The following is a 16646-nucleotide window of genomic DNA, read 5'->3' as shown; positions in this document are numbered from 1 at the left end:
TAGACTAGCAGAATAGATACATTAGTACAGAGCCTCGTGATTTGGAATGATATAAATATAGCGCCAAACCCTGTCGCATCTCCTTTAATTCAAATAGCTTTTTTTGTTGATTTCTCCCACAATACTCTCAAAGAAATTTGAGAGTCATCTACGTGATTACAGGCGAAATTAAAAGCAAAATTGACCAGATTTGGAATGCATTTTGGAGTGGTGGTATTTCCAATCCTTTAGAAGTCATGGAGCAAATGACCTATTTGCTGTTTATTCGCCGACTGGATGAAATTCAGATTACGAAAGAAAAAAAGGCAAATAAACTCAGTCAAATTAAAAAGCAAACAATTGCTGTTGAACATCCAATTTTCACGCCTGAGCAAGATCATCTTCGTTGGTCAAAGTTTATTACTTTGGGTGATGCTGCAACTTTATATAATACCGTTGCCAATGAAGTCTTTCCTTTCATTAAAAACTTAGGTGCAGAAGACGAAACCACCTATAGCCACCACATGAAAGATGCCCGTTTTACCATTCCTACGCCTGCGCTACTCACCAAAGTGGTGGATTTGGTTGCCGATGTGCCAATGGATGATAAAGATACAAAGGGTGATATTTACGAGTACATGCTCGGTAAAATTGCTTCGGCAGGTCAAAACGGTCAGTTCCGTACGCCTCGCCATATCATCAAGATGATTGTGGAGCTGATGCAACCTAAGCCAACCGATACCATTTGTGATCCTGCTTGTGGTACAGCAGGCTTTTTAGTCGCTGCAAGTGAATATTTAAACGATCATTACAGTACTGAGATTTTTGCCAATCCTGAAGCAGCTAAACGCTTTAGTGAAGAAACTTTTTTTGGTTATGACTTTGATAGCACCATGCTTCGTATTGGTTCAATGAACATGATGCTGCACGGTGTTGAAAACCCACGTATTGAAAACCGTGATTCTTTAAGTGAAGCGCATTCTCATATTGCCGAAAAATACAGTCTGATCCTTGCCAATCCTCCATTTGCAGGCAGTTTGGACAATGAAAGCTGTGCCAAGAACATTCAAGCCGTTGTTAAAACCAAAAAGACTGAATTACTCTTTTTAGCTTTGTTTTTACGTTTGCTGAAAACTGGTGGTCGTGCTGCGGTGATTGTGCCAGATGGTGTGTTATTCGGCTCATCTAAAGCACACAAAGATTTACGTCAAAAGATTGTGGAAGAGCAAAAGCTAGAAGCGATTATTTCCATGCCTTCAGGTGTGTTTAAGCCTTATGCAGGGGTTTCCACTGCCATTATGATTTTCACCAAAACCATGTCTGGCGGTACGGACAAAGTTTGGTTCTATGATATGCAGGCGGATGGTTATTCGCTGGATGATAAGCGTAATGAGCTAGACAGTTCAAAGCATGAGAATAATAACATTCCTGACATTATTGCTCGTTTCCATAACTTAGCATCGGAATCAGGTCGTAAAGCCACAGAGCAAAGTTTCTTGGTAGATAAAATTGATATTGCTGCCAATGGTTATGACCTGTCGATTAATCGCTATAAAGAAGTGGTGTATGAACAAGTGGAATATGAAGCCCCAAGTAAGATTTTGGCGGATTTAGAACTGCTTGAGCAGTATATTTTGAAAGGAATGAATGAGCTTAAGGAGATGCTGAAGTGATGAATCAAGTCTCTTTAAGTGATGTTTATTGGTTTCAAGAAGGTCCAGGGGTAAGAAACTGGCAATTTAAAGAGAGCGGTATTAAATTGCTTAATGTCGCCAATATTACTAAACAAGGAAAAATTGACCTTGATAAAACTGATCGCCATTTATCTACAGAAGAAGTCGATTCTAAATATCAGCATTTTTTGATTGATGAAGGTGATCTTGTTATTGCAAGCTCAGGTATTACAAACGACGAAGATAATTTGCTGAGGACAAAGATTGCCTTTATTGAAAAGCAACATTTACCTTTGTGTTTAAATACCAGTACTATTCGTTTTAAAGCTAAAGACGGAGTTTCGGATTTAAAGTTTTTAAAGCATTGGTTGAATTCGCTAGAGTTTAGACAACAAATTACGAAGGAAGTTACTGGTATAGCCCAGAAAAATTTTGGTCCATCACACTTAAAAAAAATTAAAATTTCGCTCCCACCACTTACAGAACAACGCCGAATAGCCTCTATTTTAGATCAAGCAGATGAGCTACGCCAAAAACGTCAGCAAGCGATTGAAAAGTTAGATCAGCTTTTACAAGCCACCTTTATTGATATGTTTGGTGATCCTGTAAGTAATCCTAAAGGGTGGGATTTAAGATCTGTTGGTGAAATAAGTGAATCTAAACTCGGGAAAATGCTAGATAAGAAAAAACAATCTTCTGAAATTGATCAATATAAATATTTAAGAAATGCCAATGTTCAATGGTTTAGATTTGATCTATCTGATGTATTCGAAATGGAGTTTAATGAAAAAGATCGGAAAAACTGTGAATTGAAATTCGGAGATGTTCTTGTTTGTGAAGGTGGTGAACCTGGGCGTGCTGCAATTTGGAAAAATGACTTAGAAAATTGTTTTTTTCAAAAAGCGTTGCATCGAGTTCGCCTAGATATGACACAAATACTACCTGAATATTTTGTTTGGTTATTTTGGTTCTATTCAAAAAATGGTGGGTTTGACGATCATATTACAGTGGCAACGATTGCACATTTAACTGGTGTTAAAATGAAAGCAATGCAAATACCAATCCCACCTCTTTCATTGCAAGAAGATTTTCAACAAAAAGTCAATGAAATTGAAGTATTAAAGACAACACTTGAAAATTCTAGTAAGTTATTTGAAAGCCTATTTTCATCACTACAAAACCAAGTATTTAACGGCACTTTATAAGATTTAATTGAAAATATGAGGGTATATATACATGAGCAACTTCTCGTTTTTAGAGCCTGAGTTTAAAAGCTTGGCAGCCACTGCTAAAGAAGCTGAAAAGCTCGTGTATATTTCCCCTCAGTTTGCCCTTGCTGCGGCACGTTCATCACTCGAAAACCTTGTTCTATGGCTCTATCAATACGACAAAAAACTCACCCAACCTTATGATGCATCACTGCATAACTTACTCAACGATCTCAAATTTAAAGACCTGATTCCGCCCTATATTTGGGATAAAATGGACAATATCCGCATGGTCGGCAACAGTGCCGTACATGGGAAAAAGTTCAAACAACTCACCACTGAAGAAACTGTAAAACACATCAGCCATTTATTCCTGATGTATGTGTGGTTTGAGCGTAACTATGGTTCACCGTCAAAAGACCGCTCTCAATCGATTTTATTTAACCCAAAACTAATACCAAATGCTGACAATACTCAGCAAATCACCGCCAACAAAGAACAACTGCAAAAAGAAACAGAAGCCAAAGAAAAACAGTTTGCTGAACAACATAAAGCTTTACGGGAACGTGAACAAAAACTATTTGAACTTTCCGCAAGTTTAGAAGAGCGTGAAAAATTACTTGCAAATATAGATGCTGAACTTGCACAAAAACGTGCAGACGTTGAACAAGCCAAAATTGCCAACAGCAAAATCGAAGACCCTACCGACTATAAAGAAGACGAAACTCGAAAACTTAAAATTGACCTCATGCTTGAAGAAGCAGGCTGGGAAATAGGTACATCGGTTCGAGAGGAAGTTGCTGTAACAGGTATGCCGAGTCCATCGGGTAAAGGTGCAGTGGATTATGTGCTGTATGATGCTAATGGTTTGCCTTTGGCTGTGGTTGAAGCAAAACGCACATCAACCGACCCTGATATTGGACAACAACAAGCCAAGCTCTATGCAGACTGCCTAGAACAACAAACAGGACAACGCCCTGTCATTTTCTATACCAATGGTTACAAAACCCGAATCTGGAATGATGTGCAAGGTGGCCCACCACGCTTAGTTCATGGCTTTTATACGCAGGCAGAACTCAAACGTCTGATCGAAAGACGCAAAAATAACCCTGATTTAAGTAGCTTCCCGATCAATGCGGACATTGTCGAGCGTTACTACCAAACTCGTGCCATTAAAGCCATGCTTGCAGCTTATCAACGTAAAGAACGGGCTGGCTTGCTCATCATGGCAACAGGTACAGGTAAAACACGTACTGCCATTGCACTGGTCGATGTGCTGATGAAAGCCAATGTAGTGCAAAAAGCCTTATTTCTTGCAGACCGCACTTCATTGGTCAATCAAGCACACAATGCTTTTAAAGCCAATTTAAAAGATGCCTCATTCGTCAATTTACTTGAAGATAAGAACCAAGTGGGTCGAGTGTATTTCTCGACCTATCAAACCATGATCGGCTTGATTGACGAAAAAAATGCCGATGGTACTCGACAATTCGGTACAGGCATGTTTGACCTGATTATTATTGATGAAGCCCACCGTAGCGTTTACCAAAAATTTGGTGAAATCTTTAAATACTTCGATAGCTTGCTTGTCGGTTTAACCGCAACGCCACGAGATGAAGTAGATCGTGATACATACGCACTGTTTGGCTTAGAAAGCGGTGTCCCAACCGATTACTACGACCTTGATCAAGCCATTGCCGATGGTTATCTCGTGCCACCCAAAGCTTATTCTGTCCCACTTAAATTCATGCGTGAAGGTGTGAAATATGACGAACTCTCTGAAGAAGAAAAACAACATTGGGATAGTCTAAATTGGGGCGATGAAGATGCACCTGAAGAAGTCTCAGCATCCAAGATTAATAAAGAGCTGTTTAATACAGGCACGATTGATTTAATGCTCAAGCACTTGATGGAAAATGGTATTAAAACCGAAGGCGGTGATCGTCTTGGTAAAACCATTATCTTTGCCGTCAATCAAAAACATGCCCAGTTTATTGCTGATCGCTTCAATGAAAACTATCCGCAATATGATGGTAAGTTTGCCCGTGTCATTACCCATGCCACTAAGTATCCACAAAGCTTAATTGATGACTTTAGCAAGAAAGATTTACCTGAACCGCAAATTGCGATTTCAGTGGATATGCTCGATACAGGCATCGATGTACCTGAAGTGGTCAACTTAGTATTCTTTAAAGCTGTGCGCTCTAAAGTGAAATTTATGCAGATGATTGGGCGTGGTACACGCCTCTGCAAAGAACTGTTTAGCCCTGAAAAAGATAAAAAAGAATTCTTTATTTTCGACTATTGTTCTAACTTTGAATACTTCAATGAAAACCCTGATGGTGCGCCTGTTGCGACCACAGAACCATTAGGACAACGTCTATTTAAAGCACGTTTAAATATCCTGAGTTTACTGAATGCGAAGGACGATGTCACCGAAGAATTAAAAGCTGTACAGCAAGATATGCGTCAGAGTTTACAGACTGAAGTGAAGTCCATGAACAATGAGAATTTCATTGTGAAATCTGAACTTGAGCATGTTGAACATTTCAAAAATGATGATGCTTGGAACAACTTAGATGATCTTGCCATCGGTACATTACGAGAACACATTTCGAAACTCCCGAATCAGCTTGAGCCTGAAACTTTAGAAGCTAAATTGTTTGATATGCTTTGCTACAACCTTGAGTTGGCAGTATTGGAAAAGAACAATACAGCAACTCAAAGCTATGCCAATAAAGTGATTGAAATTGCTTCTAAATTGGAGAGCAAAGAAAACATTCCTGTGGTTGCAGAACAGATTGCGCTGATTCAAGACATTCAAACCGTTGAATATTGGAAAGGCATCACCTTGCCAATGTTAGAGGCGATGCGAAAACGTATTCGCGGCTTGGTGAAACTGATTGAAAAATCGACCTCGACCATTGTGTATTCTATGCTCGATGATGAAATTGGACAGATGCAAGCAGTCGATATACCAGTCGTTTCAAGTGGCGTAAATCTAGCCCAGTACCGTAAGCGAGTAGAAAGTTTCATCAAAGCGAATGAAAACCATATTACCATCGCAAAGTTAAAGCGTGGTTTAGCACTGACACCGACCGATCTAAGTGAGTTAGAACGCTTTGTTTTTGAAGCGCAAGAAGTTGAAAGCAAAGAAAGATTTGAAGAATGTTTTGGGACAGAGAAATCCTTACCTCTCTTCATTCGTTCTCTGGTGGGATTAGAGCGTCAGGCGGTTCAGGAAGCTTTTTCTAAGTATTTACAAGGTTCAAGCTATAACGAAAAACAGATTCGTTTTGTGGAAATGTTAATTGAGCATTTGACTAAAAACGGTGTACTGGATGCGGCACAACTTTATGAACCACCTTTTAATCAGATTCACTATGAAGGGATAGATGGTGTGTTTGGTGATGCGGATGCTGACAATATATTTGGGGTTGTTGAAGCATTTAATGAAGCGGTGGCTTAAGTTTTAAATAATTAAATAGGTATTAGCTGTGCATATTAAAAAATTATCAATTGAGGGGTATCGTTGTTTTTCAGAGCATTTTGAAATCAACTTTGGAAAAGGATTAAATGTAATTGTTGGAGAAAATGGGGCTGGTAAAACAAGTATTATTAACTCCTTTCGTCAGCTATTTATCGATACTGAGTCAGGATCATATAGCATTTCTTCAGATGACTTTAATAAACCTTTTAAAGAAAAGTCGATAGCTTCCAACTCATTCAAAATAAAAGTCGAATTTGATGATTTAGTTAATGCTGAACCTATAGCATTTCTACAGTGGAGTGATGCTAAAAATAACGTGATTTTAAATTTAGAAGTTTTAAATAAGGAGTTACGTGGGCGCTTTAAAAAAAGTTTTTGGGGCGGAAACTCTAAATCTTCACAATTTGATGTTGAACTATTTGACAAAATTCATTGCATTTATTTACCCCCCTTACGTGATGCGGAATCAAAACTAGTAAATGGACGACAATCTCGTTTATCAAAACTATTAAAGTTTATTGAAGCAGATCAGATTAAGAAATGTAAAAAAACTGAAGAGCAACATCCATTAGAAAAGAAGTTTAAAGAATTTAATCAATCTCTTATCGATGATCCAGACTCTAGTATTAAAAAAGCAAATAAATTGATTGCAGATCACTTACTAGAAGCTATCGGACAGAATTTTAGTCAATCAACACATATACAATTTGTAGAAAATGAATTTTCTAAAATTGTTGAAAATTTAAGATTAATCTTCTTTCCCAAAATAACAACTGCTGAAGCAGATCAGTTCAGAGACTTATGCCAGAATAGTCTTGGCTATAACAATTTATTGTATATCGCTTCTATTCTTGCAGAGTTAACTTTAACTAAAGAAGAATCATTATATAGGCTTTTACTTATTGAAGAGCCTGAAGCGCATTTACATCCCCAATTACAGGTTCGTTTATTAGATCATCTTGAAAAAGTAGCAAATGAACATAAAGTACAAGTTATTGTTACGACTCACTCTACAGTTTTAGCCTCAAGTGTGCATTTAGATAAGATTATACATTTAACTAAGCATGATAAACCTATTGCAACACCTTTAGCTGAATGTGGTTTAGCTGATAATAACTTGAGTTTCCTTAATCGCTGGTTGGATATCACAAAATCCAACTTACTTTTTGCGAGTGGAGTGATCCTAGTTGAAGGTATAGCTGAACAAATGATCATTCCAGAGCTAGCTAGGACAGTACTAAAAGGTAAAGAGATTAATAATATAGAAGACTATGGGGTTTCAGTAATTAATCTTAATGGCATATATTTTAATCATTTTATGCGCCTTTATTGCAATATTACAGGTGTGCCGGATGTTCAAGAAGATCAAGTAGGCTTGAATATTCCTATCCGTTGTGCGGGAATTACAGATTTAGATCCTGAGCAACATTATTATAAAGAAGAAACAGTCAATGATTCAAAGACAGGTGAAGATGTAAAAAAACAAGTAAAATATTATCATAAGCCACCTCATGAAAAAAATAAATTAGAGGGGAAAAATCATGCTCTCAAATTAGTGAAAAGTATTAATAGTTCTGAACATGCTCGACTGTTTGTTGCTGGATTTAAAACGCTAGAATATGATTTAGCAATGGAGGGCACTAATGCAATAGAAATGGCAAAAATTCTTTATCAACTCTGGCCTACTAATGGTGATATTAAAAAAGGTTTCAAAAAAATATACGAAGATGATTTTTCAACAATTACACCTGAACAAAAAGCAGATTATGCTTCTGAAATACTAAAAAGGGTGGATGAAGATAATGTAGGAAAAGGTTATTTTGCGCAGATTTTAGCAGATAAAATTTCTTTAGGAATGGTTGAGCTAAAAGTACCTCAATATCTCGAAGATGCGATTCTTTGGGCTTGTTCATTAGACAAATTTTCTATTGAGGCATAGTTAGATGAAATATACAGATGAACAATTCGATTATATTAAACGTACAAAAATTACAGAGAATGTTTTTTTAAATGCATGTCCTGGTAGTGGAAAAACTGAAACCATTGCTCAACGAGTAGCAAATGAAATTGAGAGTTGGGCAAATTTTCCTAGTGGGATAGCTGTTCTATCTTTTACTAAAAGCGCTGCTAAAGAAATTGAACATAGAATTAAAGAGAAAATAAAAGGACAATCAACCTATCCCCATTTTATAGGTACATTTGATAGCTTTATCCTCAAGAATATTGTTAATCCACTTGCTAAAGATATTTCTAAATATGAAGGAGATAATGGGGATTATTCATTTAAAGTAGTGAATTACAATTCACAGTTATTTTATTTAACAGAGTATCCCCACGGTTATCAAAAAATTTCGGGGCATCAGGTAGAAATTGATAACAGAACAGGACGCTTTAAATTTCATTTACCAAATCAAGATGCAAACCGTGCCCTTAATGCTATGGTTTTGGAACAATGGCGCAAAGATGACATTTATCGTGCGAAAAAAAAATGCAGGGATGCAGGTTTTTTGACTCATAAAGACATCGAATACCTTGCAGAATCAGCTCTCACTACTCGTACCATTACACAGGATTATGCAAAAAAATTAGCAACAAGATTTCAACTCATCATTGTAGATGAATGCCAAGATTTATCTTTTGAGCAATTAATTATCTTAAAAGCAATGATGTTGAACGGAACAAAATTACATTTTGTTGGAGATCTAAATCAAGCTATATATGAATTTAGAGATGTTGATCCTAATGACATTATTAACTTTATAACTGACAATGGCTTTCGAGAAATTCAATTAACTAAAAACTTTAGAAGCTGTCAGAAAATTGTCAATATTGCTACTAATATTATGAAATCAGGTTCAATCGAAGCAGATTTCACATCAACCAAACAATCATGCTTTGTACTTCAGTATCAAGATTCACCTAGTGAAGTGATTTCTCAATTTAATGAACTAACCAAACAGTATAGCAATCGAGTTTTAGTAGCTAGAGGTCATCAGACTTTAAACCAACTATCTGTTGTAGATAGCAGACCAGAGAAGCCAGCTGAGTTTTTACTAAGCTCAATTTTAAATTTTGATAAAACAAGTTATATTTCAATCAATCAGTCACTTATTGATTTTTCAGAGTATATTAAAAATAAGGTTAAGTTAGAAACTAAATCAAACGACTACAATTGTCCTCAAATTATTGAATCTGAATTAGAATGGCGATTATTTCTCTATAATTCTATTCAGTACTTATTAAGTAATGGTCTAAAATTAGAAACTAGTTCATGGACAGATTGGTGCAAAAAACTTAATGCTGTAATCATCAATTTACATGAGCAAGAATTTGTTCTTACTGAAATTTATGAAGCATTAAAAAAATCTAACCTTAAAATTCAATCTCCAAGTCGTAAAGCAAGTAATTGCATCTCTAACTATCATCGCAAAAATCATGCATTGGATATCAAACTCAGAAAATCAACTATCCATGGTGTTAAAGGTGAAACACATGAAGCTACCATGCTGATTTCAAATCCTACACGGAGTGGAACAGGCACACATTGGTCTCATTGGATAAAAGATAAAACATCTGAAGCAGCAAGATTTGCTTATGTTGCATCATCAAGACCAAAGTACATTTTAGTGTGGTGCGTTAAAAATTTAAAACCTAAGGAAAAAATAGAATTAGAAAGTTTGGGATTTGAAGTATTGAGTTGTTAGTTCTGAAATCTAAGATATGTTTTTAGCAAGTTAAATAGGAATCATTGTTCATACTCGTGATACTTAGTGTCCGTTTGTATAGGAATATGTACTAGCTTAGTTCAAAATGTGGCGGTGTTTCAAAAAGTATGCTGAAAAAAACAATATGGCTTTTGATAAAATAGAGGTATGAAAATAACGCTACAAATCAAATGTCCTACCTGTCTAAGTAACAATATAAAGAGAAATGGCATCAAAGTAGATGGGAAACAAAACCATCAGTGCAAAGATTGCAAACGTCAGTTTATTGGTGATCATGCATTAAGCTATCAAGGGTGTAACTCAGGTATTACCGGCAAGATATTACATTTAATGGTCAGAGGAAGCGGTGTAAGAGATATTGCTGAAGTCGAGCGTATCAGCATTGGCAAGGTATTACGAACCTTAAGTGAATCGATCTATCAGATTCAGCCTAAACAAAGCCACTACGAATGTCTTGAAGTCGATGAACTTTGGACTTTTGTAGGGAATAAGCAAAATAAACAATGGCTTATTTATGCCTACCATCGAGAATCTGAAGAAATTATTGCTTATGTTTGGGGTAAGCGGGATTTAGCAACGGTTCAACGTCTTAAAGCTAGACTTAAAAAGCTTGGGGTTCAATATGCTCGAATTGCGAGTGATCACTGGGATAGTTTTATCACAGCATTTCAATGTTGCAAGCAAGTGATCGGTAAGTTTTTTACCGTCGGTATTGAAGGTAACAATTGTAGAATTCGTCATCGAATTAGGCGTGGATTTAGGAGAAGTTGCAACTTTTCTAAAAAGCTCGAAAATCATTTTAAAGCCTTTGATTTGACTTTCTTTTACCTTAATAACGGATTTGTTTAACGCCAGCATACTTTTTGAAACACCACCCAAAATGTTAAATCTTAGGATACAATTTTTTGAGTGTATCTAATTGGCTACTTTTAAGCGGAACTAGTGGACTACTCTTAAATGGAATTAGTGGACTACTATTGATGATATATACATTGTATTCTTCTTATACAGAAGTTGGACTTTACGTAAGCGTCCGCTGAACCCCATGCCTATTTTTTAATTTTGGTCGGGTTGCCACTGGTGTGGCAGTAATTCTTCTATTTGGGTCACTTTATGTGTCGGTAACCTTTTCAGCACATCACTTAAATAGGCATACGGATCCAGGCCATTCAGCTTTGCTGACTGGATTAACGTCATGATATTCGCCGCTCGCTGACCACTGCGCAGTGAGCCAGCAAACAGCCAGTTCTTACGTCCCAACGCCCAGGGACGCATCTGATTCTCGACCCAATTGTTGCAAATTGGTAGATTGCCATCATCCAGATAGCGGCTTAAAGCTGGCCAACGCTTCAGAGTGTAATTGATGGCCTTGGCGGTGGGAGAACTCGATGGCACCGTCAGATGATGTTGGTTGAGCCATTCATATAGTTGTTGCATCACCGGTTGACTATGCTGTTGTCGGTATTCGCAGCGCTGTTCTGCTGTACTATCGGTCTTTTTCCTGAGTTCGGCTTCTATCGCATACAGTTTCTGAATCAGCACTAAGGCCTGTTCAGCAACCTGACTTTTCCCAGTTACATGCAGTTCATGGAATTTACGACGTGCATGGGCCATGCAGCCCACCTCAATGACCTGGCCTGATTTAAAACGTGCTTTATAACCACTGTAATCATCACAGACCAGATAGCCCTGCCAGCCTTTCAGGAACTCTTCAGCATGCTGACCTGAACGACTATCCTGAAAGTCATAGATCACAGCCTGAACTGGATTGTACTGTGTGGTGGCATAGGCCCAGACATAACCTTTCTTCGGTTTTTTATCATTCTCACCCATCCGCATGATGGTGACCGGCGTTTCATCGGCATGGATTACCCGCTGTTGCAACACCACCTGTTTTAAGGCATTGGCCAGAGGTTCCAGTTCCACACCGCAGCGACCTATCCAGTCAGATAACGTTGATCTGGACAGATCAACACCTGCGCGTATAAAGATTTGACGTTGACGGTACAGCGGTAAATGATCGGCATACTTCGATACCAGCACATGGCTGAGCAGTTCAGGTGAAGCCATGCCTTTATCAATTACATAGGCGGGCATCGCTTGCTGAGTCAGTGTGTCACACTGATCACAGACCCATTTGCCACGCACATGCTGTTCCTTATAGAACTGTGCCGGTCTGAAATGCAGTTTTTCACTGACATCTTCGCCGATACGCCGGAGTTGAGCGACAGCATTCTTCTCCGGCACAGGTGGCGGAGGTGCTTCTTGTTTGACTGGAGTCGAGTGAAGCATGACCGGAAGAAAGTCAGTCTGTGGACTAGATGGGGTTGTTAATGCAGGGGGTATTGATCTGGATTGACGAATCCATTTATGCAATAGATTGGCATTGATCTGATGTTGCATTGCGACCTTGGCCACTGATGTATCTGGCTGCTGGCATTACTGAATAAGTTGATGTTTAAATTCAGCCGTGAAGGTTCGACGGGGCTTTTTTAGCGTTGGTGTGCTGTCTATAACTGTCTTTAAATCCATAAATAGGTGTCCACTTAAATTTTAGTGGACACTATCGCGGTATTAATGAGTTAGAAAAAGTGGGGCTCAGCGGACGCTTACGACTTTACTCCATGCTGTGTTGCGTATTTTTTATTGGACACCAAATTTCATAAACAAATGAACAGAGTGTATTATCTAACTTGGACCATTCAAAGAGTTCTAACACGTGGATTTCGCAGATCAGATTTTATGCTAAATAAAAATATAGAAAAGATTTATATTTATTATTTAATTTGTAAATCTATTTCCTTGAAGGGAATTTCAATTCTTGCTTCTGCTAGAATTACTCTAGGTACGAAGTTTGCTAATTCTATTAATAGAAAATCTTCTGTAATGAGAAAAATAATATTTTCTTCATTTATATACTCAAAATAATTTGTTAAATTTTCAAAAGTATTATATTTTTTTAATAGAATTAACGTTTCTTCCCAACTTCGGTGATCTTTAAATAAATTATTAAATTTCAAAGTTCTTAAGGGGGATGTTTGGAAATTAATGGATTTTATATATGTATTAGGGTGTACTCCACCAAAGTAAGAATTTATTGAAATACATATACTTATAATGTTATTTGATATAAAACTTATATTTCCAATAATATGCAAATCAAAACTAAAACTTTTCATTACCTCTGATTCAAAGTACTCAGGATCTTCTAATACGAAATTTCTGTACTCGAATATCTCTTCTACAATTTTTCCTTGAATTACATTATTTATTTCATTTGCATCAAAGAAATGATTATCAATAAATTCAGGAAACTCACACAAGAAATCAATTTTAAAATCATGTATGTTAAATTTATATCTATTTTCTTGATTGATGTAAGTATCATTTATTGAATTAATTTGATGATTTTCTTGGAAATATTTTCTACGTTGTAAATTTAAGCTATCAAGAATTTTTTTTTCAAAATACACATCATCAATAAAAATATGCTGTATATGTTTAAAATTTAAATCCGTGAGTTTGTCTTCTAATGTAACGGGAACAATATAGATATCATTATTTAATTTATATTCCATTAAGCTTCTTGCAACTTTATACTCTTTTTGAATATAACCTCGTTTTCTTAATGAAGTATTTGATATTAAAATAATAATAAAGTCCGCAGCCGAAAGATTATCATTTATTTCTAAATCCCAATCCTGTCCTGGCAATATTTTTTCTTTATCCAGCCATGGTTCATAATTTGTGCAGCTTAGAAAGTCGTAAATCTTTTTTGCACTATTATAGTCTTCACTAGCATAGCTAATAAAAACCTTATTTAAGTTTTTATCTATTTGGTTCGCCATATTATAAACTATCCTGTCTAGCTAACCATTGCGTATGCTCTCGAGAAAATGCATTTTCACTATCTGCTACAAATATCTCAAATTCTTTATCATCTAAAATATTTAAAAACTTCTCTTTAATTTTAGAAATCTCAAATGCAGTGAGTCTATAGCTAGCGGATAATTCTCTATGTTTTTTAGTAACTAACCATGTAAATACAAATGAACTAGCTAATAAAAATACATCTGCAGGCCAAATATTTATTTCTGGATATTTGGCCCTTAGGATGGCAAATATCATTGCTAAAATTTGAAATAGAATCATTATAGAAAACCAAAATTTTGATTTCCTTCGATTATTTTCTGCATTTGTATTATAAAAATCTAGTTGATCTTGAATTCTATTTTTAAGATAAAAATCTTTTCTTTCCTCAAAGTTTTGATTCCGAATATTTTTCATTTCACTTGTTATATAATTTATATCTGACCCTATATGACAAAAGTCTTCTGATAATTGTTGATGTTCTTTTAATAAAGCATTTAATTTATCTATAATATTGTCATCCACAACTTTACCTTCTAGTTGTAAAGAAAATGGTTCAGCACCAGTAGCATATTTAAAAGATATAGATTTCACTGATTCTGCGAGTGCCCTAGATCTATACCAAGTTTGGTCTTTTTTAGATAGAACTAAGTAAATTGTAGCAAGTATTGAAAAAAATATTAAAGCCGCACTAACAAAGGCAAAATTAGAGCTAGTTAATCCCAAAAATCCTAATACAGCACTTACTAAGCTCAGAATAAAAGTTAATAAAATATTTAAAAGATAATTTTTCTGAGAAGAGTTCGATAAATTATCAGCCTGATAAAACAATGTAGGAAATTTAAAAACTCTACTCATCATTCAAGACCTAAAATTTTTGTATAGCCTAATCTTTCATAAACATGAGATAAATAATGATAATTATCATTGGGTTTTCTCGTATGATCTTCTAAGGCAAAGGCAATGATATCTGGTGAGAATGGAATAAAGATAGCACCTACATTTTTTAAAGGCTCGGGAGTTAATAAATTGTTAATACGTCTTCCATCATGATGATTTCGATCGAGATTGACAGCAATAATTCTACAATTTTTTTCTAGAGCTACTTCGATCTCCCACTCTACATATGTTTTCTTAAATCTAGTATCTTTTCCAATTAAAGATATAAAAGTTCCTGCCATACTTATTCTTTCACGGCATAATCTTTTTATATAAGCTTCATTAGTGGAATTAATTGCAGTATGTAATTGGCAATCTGAGAAGTTGAAATCGAATCGAGTATTAGCTTTCCATGCTTTCATTAAATGATAAGAACGGATATCACTACTGCTAAAACCTACAAATGCTCTTGGTAAGCCCATTTAAAAGTCCTAATATTATAGAACGTTATTTATATCAGACGGATCAAAAATCTTCAATTTGATATATCTTATGGAAGAATCTAAATAAATTCACATAAAATGATAGTTCTCTTTCATAAATTAAGATTTTCTAAAATGATCATAATGCATGTTATACGTAATGCTCTATAATTATCCTTTAATTTCAAAATGATACTTCCTGTATCCAAGCCCATTCTCTCCAGATTAGGCCGACGTCACACTCAAGTTGTCACTTAAATTTGAGTTGCTTAAGAGAACTCTATCTTTAAAAGCTTTATGCAACAAAGCCGTTTTGATAGTAAAGTATCTTGCCGTCAAGTGTAACTTGGACTTTTAATTAACCACAATAATAAGTAGTGATAGCATCAACTAGCACTCCCATCGCAACATCTTTTCCAACTTTCAAAGAACCTTTTAATGCTTTCAAAGACATCTTACCAAGCCAATTAGTAACTCCTTCCCCTAGTTCATCAGAAGATGTTGGTGTTGGTGTAACATCAATAACATTTCTTAAATCTTGAATATCCGTTTCTTCAACACCATAATCTTTTAGCTTGCTTGCTAAAGAATCAAAATCGCCTTTTATTACTTGTACAGTATTAGTTGATGTTTGATTGATTGTTGAGTTGTCATTATGGTTAGCCATATTTCCGACATTACCAATATTATAATTAACATGCTGTGTCATTTGCTTTTCCTGTTTAGTAAAGATTAAACCGTCACCTAAAATACCTTGCTTTTCTAAAGATAAAGACCAATTTAAGATAGTATTTCGTATTATTACAAAAACATGTTCAATTTGAGCTTTACTAATAGCTAGAACAGGCATGTAAGTTGGTGCAACTAAATCATAATATGGATTGCTTGTAAGACCTAAACGACTAAATCGTTGTCTATCATCTTGGGCAAATTTTTCTATAAAAAATTTTTCAAATTCAGGGTCTAATTTTAAAAGAATTTGATTTTCATTAGTTGACTTAAGGCTTTGCAGATTGGTAATTGCATCACGAATAATTTTCATTTCATAATATTCTGCATTTTCACCTGACAAAACAACAGGTTTATACCCTGAAGAATCAGAGGCATACATATTACCTCGAAAAATCCTATAAGCAGGAATCTGATCACCTTCTTGGTACCCATGAAGTTCTTTTTGGCACCAAGCTGAAAAATCATTAATGTCTAGCTTTAAAGCAATTACGTATGCGTTGCTTAGAAGTTCTCCAATAGGAATATTTGGATCTAAAGCTAATTGTTGAAGCTTAATAACGGAAGAAGAATCAGTCATTTTTTACTCAAGTGTTAGGTTATTCTGAAGT

The 16646-nt window shown here is 35.7% G+C and carries 10 protein-coding genes and 1 pseudogene; 6 read left to right on the top strand and 5 right to left on the bottom strand.

Annotated elements, in window-relative coordinates; translation table 11 throughout:
- Positions 1-152 precede the first annotated feature (152 nt).
- From ACG9ZB_RS00485 to ACG9ZB_RS00460, 6 genes are all read left to right on the top strand, one after another.
- A complete protein-coding gene (locus ACG9ZB_RS00485; protein ID WP_419323426.1) occupies positions 153-1652 on the top strand; it encodes a type I restriction-modification system subunit M in 1500 nt (499 codons plus the stop codon).
- Positions 1652-2857: a restriction endonuclease subunit S gene (locus ACG9ZB_RS00480; protein WP_317117029.1), complete on the top strand. Its 1206-nt coding sequence runs from the start codon at positions 1652-1654 to the stop codon at positions 2855-2857. The genes ACG9ZB_RS00485 and ACG9ZB_RS00480 overlap by 1 nt, the downstream gene beginning before the upstream one ends.
- 31 nt (positions 2858-2888) lie before the next feature.
- Complete coding sequence (locus ACG9ZB_RS00475; protein ID WP_419323424.1) at positions 2889-6329, top strand: DEAD/DEAH box helicase family protein; 3441 nt, start codon at positions 2889-2891, stop codon at positions 6327-6329.
- Positions 6330-6357: 28 nt separating this feature from the next.
- Positions 6358-8289 (top strand): ATP-dependent nuclease, encoded by a 1932-nt coding sequence (locus ACG9ZB_RS00470; RefSeq protein WP_419323422.1) that lies wholly within the window; start codon positions 6358-6360, stop codon positions 8287-8289.
- Positions 8290-8293: 4 nt separating this feature from the next.
- Positions 8294-10054: an ATP-dependent helicase gene (locus tag ACG9ZB_RS00465; protein ID WP_324518317.1), complete on the top strand. Its 1761-nt coding sequence runs from the start codon at positions 8294-8296 to the stop codon at positions 10052-10054.
- A 168-nt stretch (positions 10055-10222) separates the two neighbouring features.
- Positions 10223-10924: an IS1 family transposase gene (locus ACG9ZB_RS00460; protein ID WP_419323420.1), complete on the top strand. Its 702-nt coding sequence runs from the start codon at positions 10223-10225 to the stop codon at positions 10922-10924.
- 207 nt (positions 10925-11131) lie between these two features.
- On the opposite strand, the pseudogene tnpC reads toward ACG9ZB_RS00460, so the two are convergent.
- The 5 genes and pseudogenes from tnpC to ACG9ZB_RS00435 all read right to left on the bottom strand — a co-directional run.
- A pseudogene (gene tnpC / locus ACG9ZB_RS00455) lies at positions 11132-12301 on the bottom strand (IS66 family transposase); the annotation flags it as partial.
- A 551-nt stretch (positions 12302-12852) separates the two neighbouring features.
- Positions 12853-13923, bottom strand: a complete 1071-nt coding sequence (locus ACG9ZB_RS00450) for a toll/interleukin-1 receptor domain-containing protein (protein ID WP_348923408.1) — start codon at positions 13921-13923, stop codon at positions 12853-12855.
- Position 13924: 1 nt separating this feature from the next.
- Positions 13925-14803, bottom strand: a complete 879-nt coding sequence (locus ACG9ZB_RS00445) for a DUF4231 domain-containing protein (protein ID WP_348923409.1) — start codon at positions 14801-14803, stop codon at positions 13925-13927.
- On the bottom strand, positions 14803-15306 hold the full coding sequence (locus tag ACG9ZB_RS00440; protein ID WP_419323418.1) for a TIR domain-containing protein: 504 nt from the start codon (positions 15304-15306) through the stop codon (positions 14803-14805). The genes ACG9ZB_RS00445 and ACG9ZB_RS00440 overlap by 1 nt, the downstream gene beginning before the upstream one ends.
- A gap of 358 nt (positions 15307-15664) precedes the next feature.
- Positions 15665-16615: a hypothetical protein gene (locus tag ACG9ZB_RS00435; RefSeq protein WP_419323416.1), complete on the bottom strand. Its 951-nt coding sequence runs from the start codon at positions 16613-16615 to the stop codon at positions 15665-15667.
- Between the last annotated feature and the right edge of the window lie 31 nt (positions 16616-16646).

The organism is Acinetobacter johnsonii, assembly GCF_048551975.1.
Taxonomy (GTDB): domain Bacteria; phylum Pseudomonadota; class Gammaproteobacteria; order Pseudomonadales; family Moraxellaceae; genus Acinetobacter; species Acinetobacter johnsonii_A.
This window is presented reverse-complemented; position numbering and strand designations above follow the sequence as displayed.